Annotated in this window: 17 protein-coding genes; 11 read left to right on the forward strand and 6 right to left on the reverse strand. The window is 64.5% G+C overall.

The genetic code is table 11. The features are described 5' to 3' along the window. Positions 1–40: 40 nt before the first annotated feature. Positions 41–202: a hypothetical protein gene (locus WP12_RS25250; RefSeq protein WP_160299196.1), complete on the forward strand. Its 162-nt coding sequence runs from the start codon at positions 41–43 to the stop codon at positions 200–202. 240 nt (positions 203–442) lie between these two features. Next, positions 443–2,362 carry a M61 family metallopeptidase gene (locus tag WP12_RS08790; protein WP_046193335.1) on the forward strand — a complete coding sequence of 640 codons (1,920 nt, stop codon included), beginning with the start codon at positions 443–445 and terminating at the stop codon, positions 2,360–2,362. A 6-nt stretch (positions 2,363–2,368) separates the two neighbouring features. Here WP12_RS08790 and WP12_RS08795 read toward each other — a convergent pair whose 3' ends face one another. From WP12_RS08795 to purC, 3 genes are all read right to left on the reverse strand, one after another. Beyond that, positions 2,369–3,178 (reverse strand): ferredoxin--NADP reductase, encoded by an 810-nt coding sequence (locus tag WP12_RS08795; protein WP_046193336.1) that lies wholly within the window; start codon positions 3,176–3,178, stop codon positions 2,369–2,371. 180 nt (positions 3,179–3,358) lie between these two features. Next, positions 3,359–4,033, reverse strand: a complete 675-nt coding sequence (locus WP12_RS08800; protein WP_046193337.1) for an RBBP9/YdeN family alpha/beta hydrolase — start codon at positions 4,031–4,033, stop codon at positions 3,359–3,361. 166 nt (positions 4,034–4,199) lie between these two features. Next, positions 4,200–4,976, reverse strand: a complete 777-nt coding sequence (gene purC / locus WP12_RS08805) for a phosphoribosylaminoimidazolesuccinocarboxamide synthase (protein ID WP_046193338.1) — start codon at positions 4,974–4,976, stop codon at positions 4,200–4,202. Positions 4,977–5,180: 204 nt separating this feature from the next. On the opposite strand from purC, the gene WP12_RS08810 reads away from it, so the two are divergent. The 9 genes from WP12_RS08810 (at position 5,181) to WP12_RS08850 (ending at position 12,779) form a co-directional block, all read left to right on the forward strand. Next, on the forward strand, positions 5,181–7,127 hold the full coding sequence (locus tag WP12_RS08810; RefSeq protein WP_046193339.1) for a potassium transporter Kup: 1,947 nt from the start codon (positions 5,181–5,183) through the stop codon (positions 7,125–7,127). A gap of 38 nt (positions 7,128–7,165) precedes the next feature. Next, a complete protein-coding gene (locus WP12_RS08815; protein WP_235399068.1) occupies positions 7,166–7,585 on the forward strand; it encodes a PaaI family thioesterase in 420 nt (139 codons plus the stop codon). Next, positions 7,585–7,965, forward strand: a complete 381-nt coding sequence (locus tag WP12_RS08820) for a PaaI family thioesterase (RefSeq protein WP_046193341.1) — start codon at positions 7,585–7,587, stop codon at positions 7,963–7,965. Before WP12_RS08815 ends, WP12_RS08820 begins: the two co-directional genes overlap by 1 nt. Before the next feature lie 13 nt (positions 7,966–7,978). After that, on the forward strand, positions 7,979–9,367 hold the full coding sequence (locus WP12_RS08825; protein WP_046193342.1) for a leucyl aminopeptidase family protein: 1,389 nt from the start codon (positions 7,979–7,981) through the stop codon (positions 9,365–9,367). A gap of 129 nt (positions 9,368–9,496) precedes the next feature. Beyond that, positions 9,497–9,826, forward strand: a complete 330-nt coding sequence (locus WP12_RS08830; RefSeq protein ID WP_084691052.1) for a MarR family transcriptional regulator — start codon at positions 9,497–9,499, stop codon at positions 9,824–9,826. Beyond that, positions 9,783–10,715, forward strand: coding sequence for a C40 family peptidase (locus tag WP12_RS08835; protein WP_046193343.1), 933 nt, complete (start codon positions 9,783–9,785; stop codon positions 10,713–10,715). Before WP12_RS08830 ends, WP12_RS08835 begins: the two co-directional genes overlap by 44 nt. Then, the gene (gene argC / locus WP12_RS08840) at positions 10,712–11,653 is read left to right on the forward strand and encodes an N-acetyl-gamma-glutamyl-phosphate reductase (protein ID WP_046193344.1); all 942 of its coding nucleotides are present in this window, start codon (positions 10,712–10,714) and stop codon (positions 11,651–11,653) included. Before WP12_RS08835 ends, argC begins: the two co-directional genes overlap by 4 nt. 196 nt (positions 11,654–11,849) lie before the next feature. Next, positions 11,850–12,266: a hypothetical protein gene (locus tag WP12_RS08845; protein ID WP_046193378.1), complete on the forward strand. Its 417-nt coding sequence runs from the start codon at positions 11,850–11,852 to the stop codon at positions 12,264–12,266. 78 nt (positions 12,267–12,344) lie between these two features. Beyond that, positions 12,345–12,779, forward strand: a complete 435-nt coding sequence (locus WP12_RS08850; RefSeq protein ID WP_235399069.1) for a hypothetical protein — start codon at positions 12,345–12,347, stop codon at positions 12,777–12,779. A gap of 41 nt (positions 12,780–12,820) precedes the next feature. On the opposite strand, the gene mltG is transcribed toward WP12_RS08850, so the two are convergent. The 3 genes from mltG to WP12_RS08865 form a co-directional block, all read right to left on the reverse strand. Next, positions 12,821–13,792: an endolytic transglycosylase MltG gene (mltG, locus tag WP12_RS08855; protein WP_084691053.1), complete on the reverse strand. Its 972-nt coding sequence runs from the start codon at positions 13,790–13,792 to the stop codon at positions 12,821–12,823. A gap of 20 nt (positions 13,793–13,812) precedes the next feature. Beyond that, a complete protein-coding gene (gene fabF, locus WP12_RS08860) occupies positions 13,813–15,078 on the reverse strand; it encodes a beta-ketoacyl-ACP synthase II (RefSeq protein WP_046193347.1) in 1,266 nt (421 codons plus the stop codon). Positions 15,079–15,227: 149 nt separating this feature from the next. After that, positions 15,228–15,464 (reverse strand): acyl carrier protein, encoded by a 237-nt coding sequence (locus WP12_RS08865; protein WP_046193348.1) that lies wholly within the window; start codon positions 15,462–15,464, stop codon positions 15,228–15,230. Between the last annotated feature and the right edge of the window lie 5 nt (positions 15,465–15,469).

Below are 15,469 nucleotides of genomic sequence, written 5' to 3' on the forward strand. Positions count from 1 at the left end.
TGTCCATATTTAAAAGGTCTTCGAGACCATGGAGATGACAATGCAACAGATAAAGACATATGATCATTCCGGCAACGCTCACAGCCGCTTTGAAGCTATCCGCCAGCGAGTCGCAACCGGTATCAAATGGTGGGCCGAGCATCAGGCATGGCCGGCGACCGACGAGATCCGGATCGAGCGCCACCGTTCGACCTGCGGCTAATGATGCCGGTGGCACGATCTCGAACAGGCGCTGCCGGAAATCTTCCGCTCGCGGCCTGCGCCGGTCTGGCCTTCGGCCTCGCCTGCCTGGCCGCGGCGCTTGGTCTCACGCACGGCGATTGCAGTCGGGGAGCGGCATCGCGCGACTGCCTCACCCGGCTCTGATCACGTCCGCAGGGGGGTGACGAACGCGGCATAAGGCGGCATGCTTTGTCCATAATCACAACGGACTAATCCGCCGATGCGTTATATTCCCCTGCTTGCCCTGGCCGCGCTGGCCAGCCCCTTCCCTGCCCTCGCGATCGACCATAGCCGCCCGCAGCCGCTGCCTGTCGAGCGACTGGTGCCTGCCGCGCGCGACATTCCCTATCCCGGGACGATCGGCCTCGCCGTCGATGCGACCGATGTCGCTCGCGGTATTTTCCGCGTGAAACAGCAGATACCGGTCGCGGCCGCCGGCAGTCTGTACCTGCTCTACCCGCAATGGCTCCCCGGCAGTCACGCGCCGCGCGGCCCGATCGACGACGTCGCGAACCTCGCTATTACGGCCAACGGACGGACACTCTCCTGGCGGCGCGATCCGGTCGATGTCTATGCGATCCATGTCGACGTGCCCGAAGGGATCCCCGCGATCGATCTGGCGTTCGACTATGTCTCACCAGTCTCCGCGTCGCAGGGCCGCGTGGTGATGACCCGTGAGATGCTCAGCCTGCAATGGAACCTGACCGCCTTCTATCCGGCCGGCTATTTCACCCGCAGGATCATGGTCGCCCCCAGCGTCACCCTGCCCACCGGCTGGGGCTATGGCACCGCACTCGATCCCTCGCCAGGCAAGGGGCCCGGCACGCTCACATTCCGCCCGGTGGACTTCGAGACGCTGGTCGACAGCCCGATGCTTGCCGGCCGCCATTTCCGGCAGTTCCAGTTGAGCCCCAAGGTGCGTCTCAACATCGCCGCCGACCGGCCCGAGGAACTGGCGGCGACCGATTCCCAGCTGCTCGCGCATCGCCGCCTCGTCGAACAGGGCGTAAAGCTGTTCGGCGGCGAACATTATGATCGTTACGAATTCCTGCTGTCGATCAGCGACCGGCTGGGCGGCATCGGCCTGGAACATCAGCGGTCGAGCGAAAATGGCGTCGCAAGCGGCTATTTCATCCATTGGGACGAGCAAACCGCGCGTCACAACCTGTTGCCGCACGAATATACCCATAGTTGGAACGGCAAATATCGGCGCGGAGCGGACCTCTATACCCCCGATTTCAGCGTACCGATGCGCAATTCGCTGCTGTGGGTCTATGAAGGACAGACCCAGTTTTGGGGCTATGTGCTGCAGGCACGCTCCGGCCTCGTTTCGACCGAGGATACGCTTGCCAATCTGGCGATGATCGCGGCGACGCTCGACACCCGCCCAGGACGGCAATGGCGGCCCCTGATCGACACCACCAACGATCCGATCATCGCCGCGCGCCGCCCCCAGCCGTGGACCAGCCTCCAGCGCTCGGAGGATTATTACAATGAAGGCCTGCTCATCTGGCTCGACACCGACATGAAGCTACGCGAACTGACGGGCCGAAAGCGCTCGCTCGATGACTTCGCAGGCGCCTTCTTCGGCGTACGCGACGGCGACTGGGGCATATTGACCTACAGCTTCGACGACGTCGTCCGCACGCTTCAGGGCATAGCGCCCTATGACTGGGCGACGTTCCTGCGCAACCGCGTCGATCGCCCCCGGCCCCGCGCGCCGCTCGACTGGCTCGCAAAGGGCGGCTACCGGCTCGTCTATACCAGTCAGCCGACCTCGTTCTGGCGCACCGAGGAGCGCCGCCGCAAGCAGGCCGATTTCAGCTTTTCGCTCGGCATCGTGATCGACAGCGGCGACCGCAGCATCGATCAGGTGATCTGGGACAGTCCGGCGTTCGAGGCGGCGCTGACCAACAACGACATCCTCGTCGCGATCGATGGCGAAACTTTCGAGCTCGGCAGGCTTGCCGAGCGGATCACGAGCGCGGTGACGACGCGCAAGCCCATCGAACTGCTCGTCCGCCGGGGCGATCAGTATCGCACGGTGATGATCCCCTATTATGGGGGCAACCGCTATCCACGGCTCGAACGGAGCACCGGCGCGCCGGGGTGGCTAGACCAGCTGCTGCGGCCGCGCTGAGCGGCCTCAGCCGACGAAGGCCTTCTCGATCACGAAGTCGGCGGGCTTGGCGTTCGAGCCCTCCTCGAAGCCGAGCCGCTCGAGAATCGCCGAGCAGTCGCGGATCATGTCCATGCTGCCGCACATCATCACCCGGTCGGTCGCCGGGTCGAGCTTCGGCTCGCCATCGACCCCGGCGAACAGCCCGCCACTCTCCATCATCGTGGTGATGCGATCGGCGCGCTCGAACGGTTCGCGGGTGACGGTCGGGATATAGCGGAACTTGGCGGCGGCTTCTTCCTCGACCAGCGGATCGCCGGCCAGCTTGCTTTCCAGCAGGTCGCGAAAGGCGAGGTCGCTCACCCGGCGGACACTGTGGACGATGACGACCTGCTCATAGCGTTCGTAGATGTCGGGATCGCGCATCACCGACAGGAAGGGCGCGAGGCCGGTGCCGGTGGACAGCAGGAACAGCCGCTTGCCAGGAGTCAGCGCGTCGGCAACCAGCGTGCCGGTGGTCTTGCGGGCGAGGTAGATCTCATCGCCGGGAATGATGTGGCGCAACCGCGAGGTCAGCGGGCCGTCCTGTACCGCGATCGACAGGAACTCGATCTCGTCCGAATAGGATGGGCTGGCGATCGAATAGGCGCGCAGCAAGGGCCGTGCATCGGTCGGCAGGCCGATCATCACGAACTCGCCCGAGCGGAAGCGCATCGAGGCGGGACGATCCACCGCGAAGCTGAACAGATGATCGTTCCAATGCTTCACCCAGAGAACCGTCTGGGTGTTGAAGGCATCGTTCGGCGCGATCTTTACCGCTTCCGTCCGGCTGCTCATTGTTCCGCTTCCTTCTCAAAAACCAGAGGCGCAAGGCCGATATCGGCGCTCCCATAAAGCGCCAGGACGGCCCACGCCACATCGGAATCTTTTGGAAGCGTGACAGCTAAGCTTCATCGGTTCCCGAAGAGGCAACCCCGCCCGCTCCCCGGAGATGGAACGGACGGGGCGCGAACCGCCCTACGGACGGAACAGGGAAGATGAGACGCCCGAGCGCGCGCTGACGGCGCCGAGCGCGAATTTGTCGATACCGGCGATCGCCGGTGCATGCCCGGGTTCGACAAGCTCGATGAAGCGATCGAGAAGCTCCTCGCCCTCCGGCCACCAGCCAAGGCCGTCGCGCGGGCCGAAATGTCCCCATTCGCCAAATCGGGCGAAGCCGGCGCCCCATTGCCGCGCGAGGCTGAACGCACGATCGGGCGACACCAGGGCGTCGTCGTCGCTGGCAACGACCAGCGCCGGAAAGGAAAAGATCGTCGCCGGCAGGGGTGCGAAGTCCTGAAGCCTCGCGTCGCCGCGCTCGGCGACGGGATCGCTCGGTCCGATCAGCAGCGCGCCGGCCACTGCGACCTCGCTCTCGCTGCTCATCAGCCCGGCCCAGGCGGCGATCGTCAGCGCGCCGAGGCCATGGCCGACGAGGATGAGCGGCGCATCAATCCCCCGCATCGCATGTTCCAGGCGGGAGACGCAGTTATTGCGATCGGGGGTGCGGACATGGCCGAGATCCACCGCCCGGCAGTCGATCCGGGTCGCAATCCAATGATCCTGCCAATAGCTCAGACCCTCGCAATCGAGGTCGGGCAGCAGCAGCGCCACCGGCGCCGCGGACGGGTGCTCGAAACGGGACGTCGCCATGCTTCGTTCCTCTCCGACTCGGGTGACGGTGCACCCTGCCTTCGGGATCGGAGACTATCTCTAGCGTAGTGGTTGTAAATACCGCTGCGGCAAAATGCGGCAAGATTGCGGCAAAGCGGAAGCGATTGAGACAGGCTCTCAACCGCGTCCGCCTAAGTCACTGCAATTACTTGCCGCGATTCTTGCGGTGGGTTTCCAGGTCGAGGATCATGTTGTCGCCGTCGGGCATCAGGCCGAGACGCCGGGCGATCTCCTGATAGGCTTCAACCTCGCCGCCCAGATCCTGGCGGAACCGGTCCTTGTCGAGCTTCTCGCCCGTGGTCATGTCCCACAGCCGGCAGCCGTCGGGGCTGATCTCGTCAGCGAGGATCACGCGGCTGAAATCATTGTCCCAAAACCGGCCGAATTCGAGCTTGAAATCGACCAGGCGGATGCCGATCCCGGCGAACAGACCGCACATGAAGTCGTTCACGCGGATCGCCATGTCGGAAATGTCGTGCATCTCCTCCTGGCTCGCCCAGCCGAAACAGGCGATATGCTCGTCGGCGATCATCGGATCGCCGAGCGCGTCGTCCTTGTAATAATATTCGATGATCGTGCGGGGGAGCTGCGTCCCCTCCTCGATCCCCAGCCGCTTGACGATCGAGCCCGCCGCGACGTTGCGCACCACGACCTCGATCGGGATGATCTCGACCTGACGGATCAGCTGCTCGCGCATGTTAAGACGGCGGATGAAGTGGGTGGGCACGCCTATGGTGCCGAGCAGCGTGAAGATATGCTCGGATATGCGATTGTTGAGAACGCCCTTGCCGTTGATCGTGCCCTTCTTCTGGGCATTGAAGGCGGTCGCGTCATCCTTGAAATACTGGATGAGCGTTCCAGGCTCGGGACCCTCATAGAGAATCTTGGCCTTGCCTTCATAGATTTGGCGACGGCGGGTCATATTGGTCGGGCCTCCGGGGGCTCGGGAAACAGAGAAGCCCCGGAGACAACGTCGATTCGGACGCGCCACCGGGGCAGTTCGAGATCGCCTTTACAGCGATTGATCTATCCACGCAAACAATGCCGCATCGCAACAACATTTCGCGTGCATTCTATTCGGGACAGGCCTAACCCGCCCGCCGATTCGCCGATGAGGACCTGCTAGATGCAGAGTGACGAGGCCGACGCCAAGCCGGGGCAACCGCAGACACGGCGGCGCAAGGACACGATGGCGGCGCTGACGCTGGGAGCGCTCGGCGTTGTCTTCGGCGATATCGGCACCAGCCCGATCTATGCCTTTCGCGAGGCGCTAGGCCAGGCGGCGGAAGACGGGATCGTCGCGGGCGAAATCCTGGGCGTTCTCAGCCTTGCCCTGTGGGCGCTGATCCTCGTCGTGACCTGCAAATATGTCCTCTTCCTGATGCGCGCCGACAATAATGGCGAAGGCGGCGTGCTCGCGCTGATGGCCCTCGCCCAGCGCTCGACTCGCAAACGCCGGACACTGGTGATGGCGCTCGGCGCGGCCGGCGCGGCACTGTTTTACGGGGACGGGATCATCACACCCGCCTTGTCGGTGCTCTCGGCGGTAGAAGGCCTCAAGACCATTCCCGGTCTCGAACACGCCATTTCACGCGGGGAGATCATCCTGGTCACCTCGGCAATCATCATCGGCCTGTTCCTGATGCAGGCACGCGGCACCGCCGTCGTGTCCCGGCTGTTCGGCCCGGTCTGCCTGCTGTGGTTCATCACCATCGCGGCGATCGGCTGCATTCACATCTTCGACGAACCAGCGATCCTGATGGCGTTCCTGCCGCACAATGGCGTGCTGTTCATGGCCAATCATGGCGTGGCGGGCATGTTCGTGATGGGTGCGGTGTTCCTGACGGTGACCGGGGCCGAAGCGCTGACCGCCGACATGGGCCATTTCGGCGTTAAGCCGATCCGGACCGGCTGGCTGGCGATCGTCTTTCCCGCGCTCGCGCTCAACTATCTGGGCCAGGGGGCTTTCGCGCTCCACGGCCTGGAGGTCGCAGCCGAGAACGGAACCGAGTTTACCAACCAGGACTGGTTCTTCATGATGGCGCCCGGCATCGCCCGCATACCGCTGGTCCTGCTCGCCACCTGCGCCACCGTGATCGCAAGCCAGGCGGTGATCACAGGCGCTTATTCGCTGACCCAGCAGGCGATCCAGCTCGGCCTCCTGCCCCGCCTTAAAATCCGCCAGACCAGCGAACACGCCGCCGGTCAGATTTATCTGCCGGCGATAACCGGACTGCTGTTCGTCGGGGTGATGATCCTCGTCCTCGGCTTCGGCTCTTCGTCGGCGATGGCGGCGGCCTATGGCATCGCCGTATCCGGCACCATGGTGGTGACGACCTGCCTCGGCTTCATGGTGGTGCGGCGGACATGGGGCTGGAGCCTGCCGCTCGCGCTGGGCGTGATCGCGCCGCTCCTTCTGCTCGACATCTTCTTCTTCGGGGCCAATATCCTGCGCGTCTACGAGGGCGGCTGGGCGCCGCTGATCGTCGCTGGCGGAGTCGCCATCTTGATCTTCACCTGGGTGCGAGGCCGCAAGCTGCTGCTCGCGATAGGCCAGAGCCAGGCGATTGCGCTTGACGAACTCGCCCGCATGCTTCGCGCGCGTCCTCCCGAGCGCGTACCCGGCATGGCGATCTTCCTGTCATCGGATCTGAATGCGGCGCCGAGCGCCCTGCTCCACAACCTCAAGCACAACAAGATCCTCCACGAGCGTAATCTGGCGCTCACGATCAACACGGTGAACACACCGGTGGTCGATTCCGGCAAGCGGCTGGAGCTCATCAACATCGACGAGAATTTCACCCGCGCGATCCTCAACTACGGCTTTATGGAAAGCCCCGACGTGCCGCGCGACCTCGCTTATGCCCTGCGCCTGAGCGACAACAAGCTCGAGCCCATGCAGACCAGCTACTTCATCGGCCGGTCGACGTTGCGCCCGTCGAAGCATAGCGGAATGCCATTCTGGCAGGACCTGTTGTTCATTTTCCTGTACCGCAACGCATCCGACCCGACCGACTTCTTCAAAATTCCACCGAACCGCGTGGTCGAGCTGGGATCTCAGACGACAATCTGAGGGTTGCACGGACGGGATAACGCCCTATGCGGGATCAAATGGCGGATAAGATCGATCTCGCGACGTTTAATTTTGGCCAGCGCGGCCATACCGATGAACTGGGCCTGCGCTTCGTCGCGCAGGGCGACGATTGGGCCGAACTCGCCTTTGATTACGATCCCAAGCTGGCCATGAACTCCGACATCGGCATTCTGGCGTCCGGCCCTATCATTTCGTTGATAGACACCGTTTCGGGCGCCGCGATCATCGCGAGGAACAATCGTTTCCGGCCAATGGCGACGCTGGACCTGCGCATTGATTATATGCGCGCCGCAACCCCTGGCCGCTCGATCAATGCGCGGGCGACCTGCTACCGTGTCGCGCGCAATATCGCCTTCGTCCGTTGTGAGGCGCATGACGGAGACCCTGACGATCCCGTAGCATCGGCCATGGCCAGCTTCTTCTTCACGGCTGATTGATGTTCGGCCTTCCCCCTTATGCCGCCATGATCGGCGCCCGTCGCGACCGGAGCGGCGGCGAACCGATGCTCTCGATGAGCTGGCGGATAGAGATCGAAGGCCGGCCTGGCTTTATCCATGGCGGCGTCATCGCCGGGCTGCTGGAACTGGCATGTTACGAAGCGCTCTATAACGAATTTTCGGAGGGTGACGCGCCGCGGATCAAGCCGATCAACGTCGCGGTCGACTATCTGCGCGGGGGACTGATGATCGACACCCATGCGGTGGCGCAGATCGTGCGCGTTGGCAAACGTGTCGCCAACGCCACCGCATCGTGCTGGCAGGACGACCGGTCGAAACCGATCGCGACCGCGCGCATGCACCTGCTCCTCGATCGCTAGCCGGAAGAGCGCCTTGACCGACTTCGCCAGCCTGCTCCTCCCCGATCGCGGCGAAGCCGCGCACAGCCTGAAGCCGGTCGCCGCCGAAGATTTCGACGTCTGGCTGAAGGAGCAGCCGCCGCAGGTCCGCACCCTCGCCGCCGCCGGACAGTTCAAGGCTAAGCCAGGCGACCTGCTGATCCTGCCCGGCCACAAAGATGGCGATTGGTCGGCCGCCTACGGCCTTGCCAAAACATCGGGGCCCTGGGACCTTGCCGCCATCGCCCAGAAGCTGCCCGCCGGCACCTATCGCATCGATGGCGACAACCCGGGCGAAGGCACGCTGGGCTGGCTTCTGGCCCATCACCGCTTCGACCGCTACCTCGCCAAAGCCGATCCGATCCCGCAACGTATCCTGCTGACCGGCGATCCCGCCGCCATCCCCGCGCAAATCGCGCTGGCCGAGGCGGTGGCGCTGGTCCGCGATCTCGTCGACACCCCCGCCGCCGACATGGGGCCCGCCGACCTCGCCGCCGCTGCCGAGGGCGTCGCCAAGGCGCATGGCGCCGACTATCGCGTCACCCAGGGCGATGCCCTCGAACAGGGCTATCCCATGATCGCGGCGGTCGGCCGCGCGGCGACCCGCGAACGCGCGCCCCGGCTGATCGAGCTCGAATGGGGCAACCCACAGCATCCCCGCGTTGCAATCGTCGGCAAGGGCGTCTGTTTCGATTCGGGCGGCCTCGACCTCAAGCCGTCCTCTGCCATGCTGCTGATGAAGAAGGATATGGGCGGCGCGGCGCACGCGCTGGCGCTGGCGCAACTGGTGATGGGCGCGCGGCTCCCGATCCGGCTCCACCTGCTCATCCCCGCGGTCGAGAATGCGGTCGCTGCGGATGCCTTCCGCCCCGGCGACATATTGCGCAGCCGCAAGGGAATTTCGGTCGAGATCGGCAACACCGATGCCGAGGGCCGGCTGGTGCTCGGCGATGCGCTGACCCGCGCGGGCGAAGACAAGCCCGAGCTCATCATCGATTTCGCCACGCTGACCGGAGCCGCCCGCGTCGCGCTGGGGCCCGACCTGCCCGCGTTATTCGCCAATGACGAAGCGCTGGCCGCCGAGATCGCCGCCGCCGCGCTCGCCACATCGGATCCCGTCTGGCGGCTGCCGCTATGGGCCGATTATGCGGATATGCTGAAATCGACCGCAGCCGACATAAACAATGCGGGTGAAGGCGGCATGGCCGGCGCTGTTACGGCCGCATTATTCCTTCAGCGCTTCGTCCCGGACGACACGCCCTGGGCGCATTTCGACACCTTCGCCTGGCGCCCATCGCCCAGGCCGGGACGCCCCAAGGGCGGTGACGCGCTGGGTTTGCGCGCCGCTTTCGCGGTGCTGCGGGCGAGATTCGTTACGCCCTGAGGCCAGATGCCGGATTTAAACGGCGAAACGCGAAAAACATGGTCGTCTGGTGAAACGAAATAGCGTCGTGCGTGTTTCTGTTGAGGGAGTCCGGCTCCCGCAATCAATCTCACGCGAAGGGCGCTGCTTATGGCCGATTCTCAGCTTTCCCAGTGGATGCGAGCTTTGGTGTCCTACGTCCGGTCCGGCCAGCCGGACCTGACCAACAGGCAAATGGCGCTTCTGCTCATCAGTTACATCACGCCGGGGCCGCACACGGTCCGTGGGCTCGCTCAGCAGCTGGGCGTGTCGAAGCCTGTTATCACGCGCGCCTTGAATACCTTGGGCTCGCTCGGCTATCTGCGCCGCGAGCGCGACGATAATGATCGTCGCAACATATTCGTCGCCAAGACCGATAAAGGGGCCGCCTTCCTCGATGCGTTCGGAAAGTCCATCGATCTCGAGAAGATGCGCGGCTGATTCCACTGCCGGCGGGCGGCCGCCCGCGACCGCCTTCCATCTCGATGGACCAACCCGCGTGCTGGATGCGCGGACCAGTGCTTTTCGCTCCGACATCGCCGACGTAGCGCTCGCGGGCACGTTGTTCGCGCCGCATTACGCCGCGCCGATGTCGCGCTCCGCCCTTAGCGGCACCATGATCCGCAATGCCCCCAGCCATCAGGCTGAAGCGGCGTCCCAGCTTCTGGTCGGGGAGGAGTTCGCGGTGCTGGACCTGACGGGCGACTGGGCGTGGGGTTATTCGCGGCACGATCATTATGTCGGCTATGTCGTTGCCGACAGCCTTGGCGCACCCATTCAGCCCACACACCGCGTTGCCGTGCGCGAGGCGCTGCTGTTCGCCGGGCCTTCCATCAAATCTCCTGCGATCGGCGCCCTTCCCTTCGGCGCGAAAGTCGTCGGCGAAGCTGATAATGGCTTCATCCGGACGAGCGGCGGCTTTCTGCACCATCGCCATGCCATAGCGATCGATGAGCGCGCCGCCGATGCGGTCGCCGTCGCCGAAATCTTCCTTGGCATGCCCTATCTCTGGGGTGGCCGTGGCGACGATGGGATCGACTGTTCGGGCCTGACGCAGGTCGCGCTGGCCGCCACGGGCGTAATCGCGCCGCGTGACACCGATATGCAGCGCGAGAGCCTGGGCGAGCTGCTGCCCGAAGAGGCCCCCCTCCGACGAGGCGATATCGTCAGTTTCCCGGGCCATGTCGGGCTGATGGTGGACGAGACGCGGCTGATCCATGCCAATGCGCACTGGATGAGCGTAGTCATCGAGCCACTCGCCGATGTCGTAGCCCGTCTCGCCACCCATCATGACCGGCCGATATTGAGCCGGCGGAGAACCACTGCATGACCTCCAGGGTCTTTATCGACGGCGCCGCGGGCACGACCGGGCTGGAAATTCGCGACCGGCTTGCGGGCCGCGCCGACATCGAGCTGATCACCATCGCCGACGATCGGCGCAAGGATGCCTCCGCGCGTGCAGAGGCTCTCAATGCAGCCGATGCCGTCGTCCTGTGCCTGCCCGACGACGCGGCGCGCGAGGCCGTTGCGCTGATCGAAAACCCCAGGGTCAGCGTGATCGATGCTTCGACCGCACACCGCACCGCCGCCGACTGGGCCTATGGCTTCGCCGAGCTCGACCCCGGCCAACGCGACGCTCTCGGGCGGGCGAAGCGCATATCCAATCCTGGCTGCTATCCCACCGGTTTTCTGGCGCTGGTGCGGCCCCTGGTGCGCGCCGGCCTTCTGCCCGGTGATGCGGCGCTGTCGATCAACGCCGTGTCGGGCTATTCCGGCGGTGGCAAGGCGATGATCGCCATGTTCGAGGATCCGGCCTCGCCCGAAGCTACAGACACCGCCTTCCGCGCCTATGCCCTGGACCTCGGCCACAAGCATGTGCCCGAGATGCAGACGCGCGCCGGGCTCGCCCATCCGCCGATCTTCTTCCCATCGGTGGCGCGCACCTATCGCGGCATGCTGGTGGAGGTGCCGCTCCATCTGCATCTGCTCCCCGGACGACCGACAGGCGACGCGCTGCGCGATGCGTTGGCCGAAGCCTATGCGGGCAGCAAGGTCGTCCATGTCGTACGCGATAATCCGCCCTTCCTGACGATCGAACAGGCCGCTGGCACCGACCGGCTCGACCTGTTCGTCTATGCCGATGAGAAAGCGGGTCAGGCCCGGCTGATCGCCGCGCTCGACAATCTCGGCAAGGGCGCAGCGGGTGCGGCGGTCCAGAACCTCAATCTGGCGCTGGGGCTCGACGAGACCGAGAGCCTCCGGCTGTAAGATCAATCGGCTAGCGCCGATCTCCGGTACCGGCCGCTCCCCGCCCAACCATCCGATATCACATGCTGGATCGGGAGGCTGGGCGGAGCAGCTTGCCGGTACCGCACATACAGCAAAGCTGGACCACAAAGCGCCATTGTCATCTTTCAAGAACAGGCGCATCTTCCCGTAACGAAAGCGATTGGGGGAGGTCGCCGTGGTTCCCATATGGTATTGGATTGTCTCGGCTATCCTGTTGATCTGGAACATGATCGGCTGTGGCGCTTGCTATGGCCAGATGGCGATGAGCGCCGACAGGATCGCAACCTTGCCCGAAAATCAGCGCGACGCATGGCTAGCCATGCCGAAGGCCGCCAGGATCGCCTATGTCGTCGCGGTGAGCGCCGGCCTGTTCGGTGCGATCGCGCTGCTGCTGCGCAGCCTGGCCGCGGGCCCCTTTTTCATCGCCTCGCTTGTCGGTTTGATCGTCCAGTTCGGATGGTTCTTCATCGTCTATAAGGGCATGTCGAGGCTCGGCGCGTCTTCGGCCGCCTTTCCTGCCTTCATCGCGCTGGTCGCAGTCGGCCAGATCGCCTTTGCCTGCTGCGCCAAGGCCCAGGGCTGGCTCGGCTGACAATGTCACGACCTTTGTAGGATCGGAGTGATGCGTGCCGTCTTCATCGCATCACAGTTTGATATCGGGAGATGAATGATGAGCGATAACATGGCCCTTCCCAGATGGTTCTGGCTTGTCGGCGCGGTATTCCTGCTGTGGGGTTGCGCGGGCATCTTCGCCTTCTACTCGCAACTGACCACGCCCTATGACGCGATGGTCGCCTCGATGGGCAAGCTCGCCGCCGACTGCATAGCCGCGATGCCAGGCTGGCTCTGGTGGGTCTATGGCGTCGCAGTGTGGAGCGGCACCCTCGGCTCGGTGGCATTGCTGCTTCGCCGCGTCTGGGCGCAGCCGCTTTACCTGCTCTCGCTGATCGCCGTGATCGTCCAGTTCGGCTATTCGTTCGGGGTGATGAAGACACATGAAATCATGGGCTGGCATTCGGCCGTGTTCCCGGCCTTCATCCTCCTGATGGCGGTCGTCGAACTCTGGTTCGCGACATCGGCGAAAAAGAAAGGCTGGATCGGCTGAACCATCCGTCACCCCGGCGAAGACCGGCGCGGCGCGCGGCGCTACATCTCGCCGCGCGAGCGGCGGATCGCGTAGAAGCGCTGCACATTGGCATTATGCTCGGCCAGCGTCTTCGCGAAGACATGCCCGCCTTTGCCGTCCGCCACGAAATAGAGCGCCGCGCTCTTCGCCGGATCGAGCACCGCCTCGATCGCGGCGCGGCTCGGATTGGCGATGGGGCCCGCGGGCAGTCCCGCCGAGGCATAGGTGTTATAGCCGTTGACCGCGTTGAGTTCTGACCGCCTGATGCGGCGGCCGAGCGGTTTTCCCTTGGTAATCGGGTAGATCACCGTCGGATCGGCCTGCAGCTTCATCCCCTCGCGCACCCGGTTGGTGTAGACCGAAGCGACCATCGGCCGCTCCGAGGCAACCCCGGTTTCCTTCTCGACGATCGAGGCGAGGATCAGCGCCTCGCGCGGGGTGCGCGCCACCGTGGTCGGCTTGCGCGCCGCCCAGGCCTCGTCGAGCGCGCGGCGCATCGCGGTCTGCATCCGCGCCAGCACCGCCGCGCGCGGCTCGCCTGCCTCATAGCTGTAGCTGTCCGGCAGCACCGATCCTTCGGCGGGCACTGCAATCTGGCCGGTGAGTTCGGGCACCGCCATCAGCCGCTCGTACACAAGGATCGATGCCATCCCCTCCGGGATCGTCACCAGACGCTGGACCGGCGTGCCATGCTGGAGGATGTCGAGAATCTGCGCCCCGCTCACATGCGGTGGGAACTGGAACTCGCCCGCGCGAATCGGGTCTTCGGAACCAAAGCGCCTGGCGAAGCGCAGGAAATTGGTGGTCGAGCGGATTGCCCCGGCCTTTTCCAGCCTGCGCGCCGCAGCGGCGAGCGTATCGCCCTTCTCGACCCTTATGCTGGTTTCGGCCTGAAGCGGGCCGTCACCCCACCAGTCGCGCGATATCCAGGCCGCCGCCCCGACCCCGATCAGGCCGAGGATCAGGATCAGGGCGATGAGGCGGCGGATCACCGATGGCTTCCTGCGCCGTCTCAATCCTCGACGGCGCGCATGATGAGGCTGGCGTTGGTGCCGCCAAAGCCGAAGCTGTTGTTCAGCACCGCCTTCACCTTGCGCTTCTTGGCCTTGAGCGGGACCAGGTCGAAATCCTCCAGACCGTCGCTGGGGTCTTCGAGGTTGAGCGTCGGCGGCACGATCTGGTCACGCATCGCCAGGATGCAGAAGATCGATTCGACCGCGCCCGCGCCGCCCAGCAGATGGCCGATCGCCGACTTGGTCGAGCTCATCGACACAGTCTTGAGCGCATCGCCGAACAGGCGGCGGACCGCGCCGGCCTCAAGCTCATCGCCCAGCGGGGTCGAGGTACCGTGCGCGTTGATATAGTCGATATCGGACGGCTGGAGCCCTGACTTCTTGAGCGCCATGGCCATCGAACGGTAAGCGCCCGACCCTTCCGGGTGCGGCGCGGTGACATGATAGGCGTCGCCCGACAGGCCATAGCCGATCACTTCGGCGTAGATCTTCGCGCCGCGCGCCTTGGCATGCTCATATTCCTCGAGCACGACGATACCCGCGCCTTCGCCCATCACGAAGCCGTCGCGGCGCTTGTCGTAGGGGCGCGATGCCCTTTCGGGCTCGTCATTGAAATCGGTCGACAGCGCGCGCGCCTGGGCGAAGCCGGCGATGCCGAGGGGGCAGATCGCGCCCTCGGCGCCGCCTGCCAGCATGACGTCGGCATCGTCCATCGCAATCATGCGCGCGGCATCGCCGATCGCATGCGCGCCCGTCGAACAGGCGGTGACGACCGCGTGATTCGGCCCGCGCAGACCGTATTTGATCGAAACCTGGCCCGAGATCAGATTGATCAGCCGGCCATGGACGAAGTGCGGCGATACGCGGCGCGGACCCTTGTTCTCGCAGACGAGCGATTCGCTGGCGATGCCGGGAAGGCCGCCAATGCCCGAACCGATCGACAGGCCGGCGCGGTAGCTCTCTTCCTCGGTCATCTCGGTCAGGCCCGCATCCTCGAGCGCCTGCCCTGCGGCGTCGATGCCGTAGATGATGAAGGGATCGACCTGGCGCTGGACCTTATGGTCGACGCGCTTGTTGGGATCGAACCCATAGGGATGGTCGGCGGGCTTTACCTCGCAGGCGATCGTGCAGGCATGATCGGTGGTATCAAAGCGGGTGATTTTCCCCGCGCCCGATTTGCCGGCGATGATATTCGCCCAGGCGGTCTCGACGTCCGCGCCCAGCGGCGTGACAAGGCCCAATCCGGTTACGACCACGCGACGCATGGCATTCTCCTGCTTTTGGGGTGTGCCCCCTTCGTCTCGAACGGCAAAGCGGCTCCCCGTCCCATCGGATAGTCCGGGGTCGGGGAGCCGCTGAAACTGCTCGGCTCTATCACCTGCCCCGGTCGATCAACGGCCGGCCGGCGGAATGATCAGCCCTTGTTGCTATCGATATAGCTGATGGCGTCCTTGACGGTCGCGATCTTCTCGGCCGCATCGTCAGGGATTTCCACGCCGAATTCTTCTTCGAAGGCCATAACCAGCTCGACGATGTCGAGGCTGTCCGCGCCCAGATCGTCGATGAAGCTGGCTTCTTCAGTGACCTTCTCGGCCTCTACGCCCAGATGCTCAACAACGATCTTCTTAACGCGCTCGGCGGTCTCGCTCATGTTCT

Source organism: Sphingomonas sp. SRS2 (assembly GCF_000971055.1).
In the GTDB taxonomy this organism is placed as follows: Bacteria; Pseudomonadota; Alphaproteobacteria; order Sphingomonadales; family Sphingomonadaceae; genus Rhizorhabdus.

Excerpts from the sequence above, each read along its gene's own strand:
- WP12_RS25250 (WP_160299196.1), top strand. The coding sequence starts at position 41 with ATGCAACAGATAAAGACATATGATCATTCCGGCAACGCTCACAGCCGC.
- WP12_RS08820 (WP_046193341.1), top strand. The coding sequence starts at position 7,585 with ATGTTCGGCCTTCCCCCTTATGCCGCCATGATCGGCGCCCGTCGCGAC.
- WP12_RS08830 (WP_084691052.1), top strand. The coding sequence starts at position 9,497 with ATGGCCGATTCTCAGCTTTCCCAGTGGATGCGAGCTTTGGTGTCCTAC.
- WP12_RS08810 (WP_046193339.1), top strand. The coding sequence starts at position 5,181 with ATGCAGAGTGACGAGGCCGACGCCAAGCCGGGGCAACCGCAGACACGG.
- WP12_RS08790 (WP_046193335.1), top strand. The coding sequence starts at position 443 with ATGCGTTATATTCCCCTGCTTGCCCTGGCCGCGCTGGCCAGCCCCTTC.
- fabF (WP_046193347.1), bottom strand. The coding sequence starts at position 15,078 with ATGCGTCGCGTGGTCGTAACCGGATTGGGCCTTGTCACGCCGCTGGGC.
- purC (WP_046193338.1), bottom strand. The coding sequence starts at position 4,976 with ATGACCCGCCGTCGCCAAATCTATGAAGGCAAGGCCAAGATTCTCTAT.
- WP12_RS08835 (WP_046193343.1), top strand. The coding sequence starts at position 9,783 with ATGCGTTCGGAAAGTCCATCGATCTCGAGAAGATGCGCGGCTGATTCC.
- WP12_RS08865 (WP_046193348.1), bottom strand. The coding sequence starts at position 15,464 with ATGAGCGAGACCGCCGAGCGCGTTAAGAAGATCGTTGTTGAGCATCTG.
- WP12_RS08850 (WP_235399069.1), top strand. The coding sequence starts at position 12,345 with ATGAGCGATAACATGGCCCTTCCCAGATGGTTCTGGCTTGTCGGCGCG.
- argC (WP_046193344.1), top strand. The coding sequence starts at position 10,712 with ATGACCTCCAGGGTCTTTATCGACGGCGCCGCGGGCACGACCGGGCTG.
- WP12_RS08795 (WP_046193336.1), bottom strand. The coding sequence starts at position 3,178 with ATGAGCAGCCGGACGGAAGCGGTAAAGATCGCGCCGAACGATGCCTTC.
- WP12_RS08800 (WP_046193337.1), bottom strand. The coding sequence starts at position 4,033 with ATGGCGACGTCCCGTTTCGAGCACCCGTCCGCGGCGCCGGTGGCGCTG.
- WP12_RS08815 (WP_235399068.1), top strand. The coding sequence starts at position 7,166 with ATGGCGGATAAGATCGATCTCGCGACGTTTAATTTTGGCCAGCGCGGC.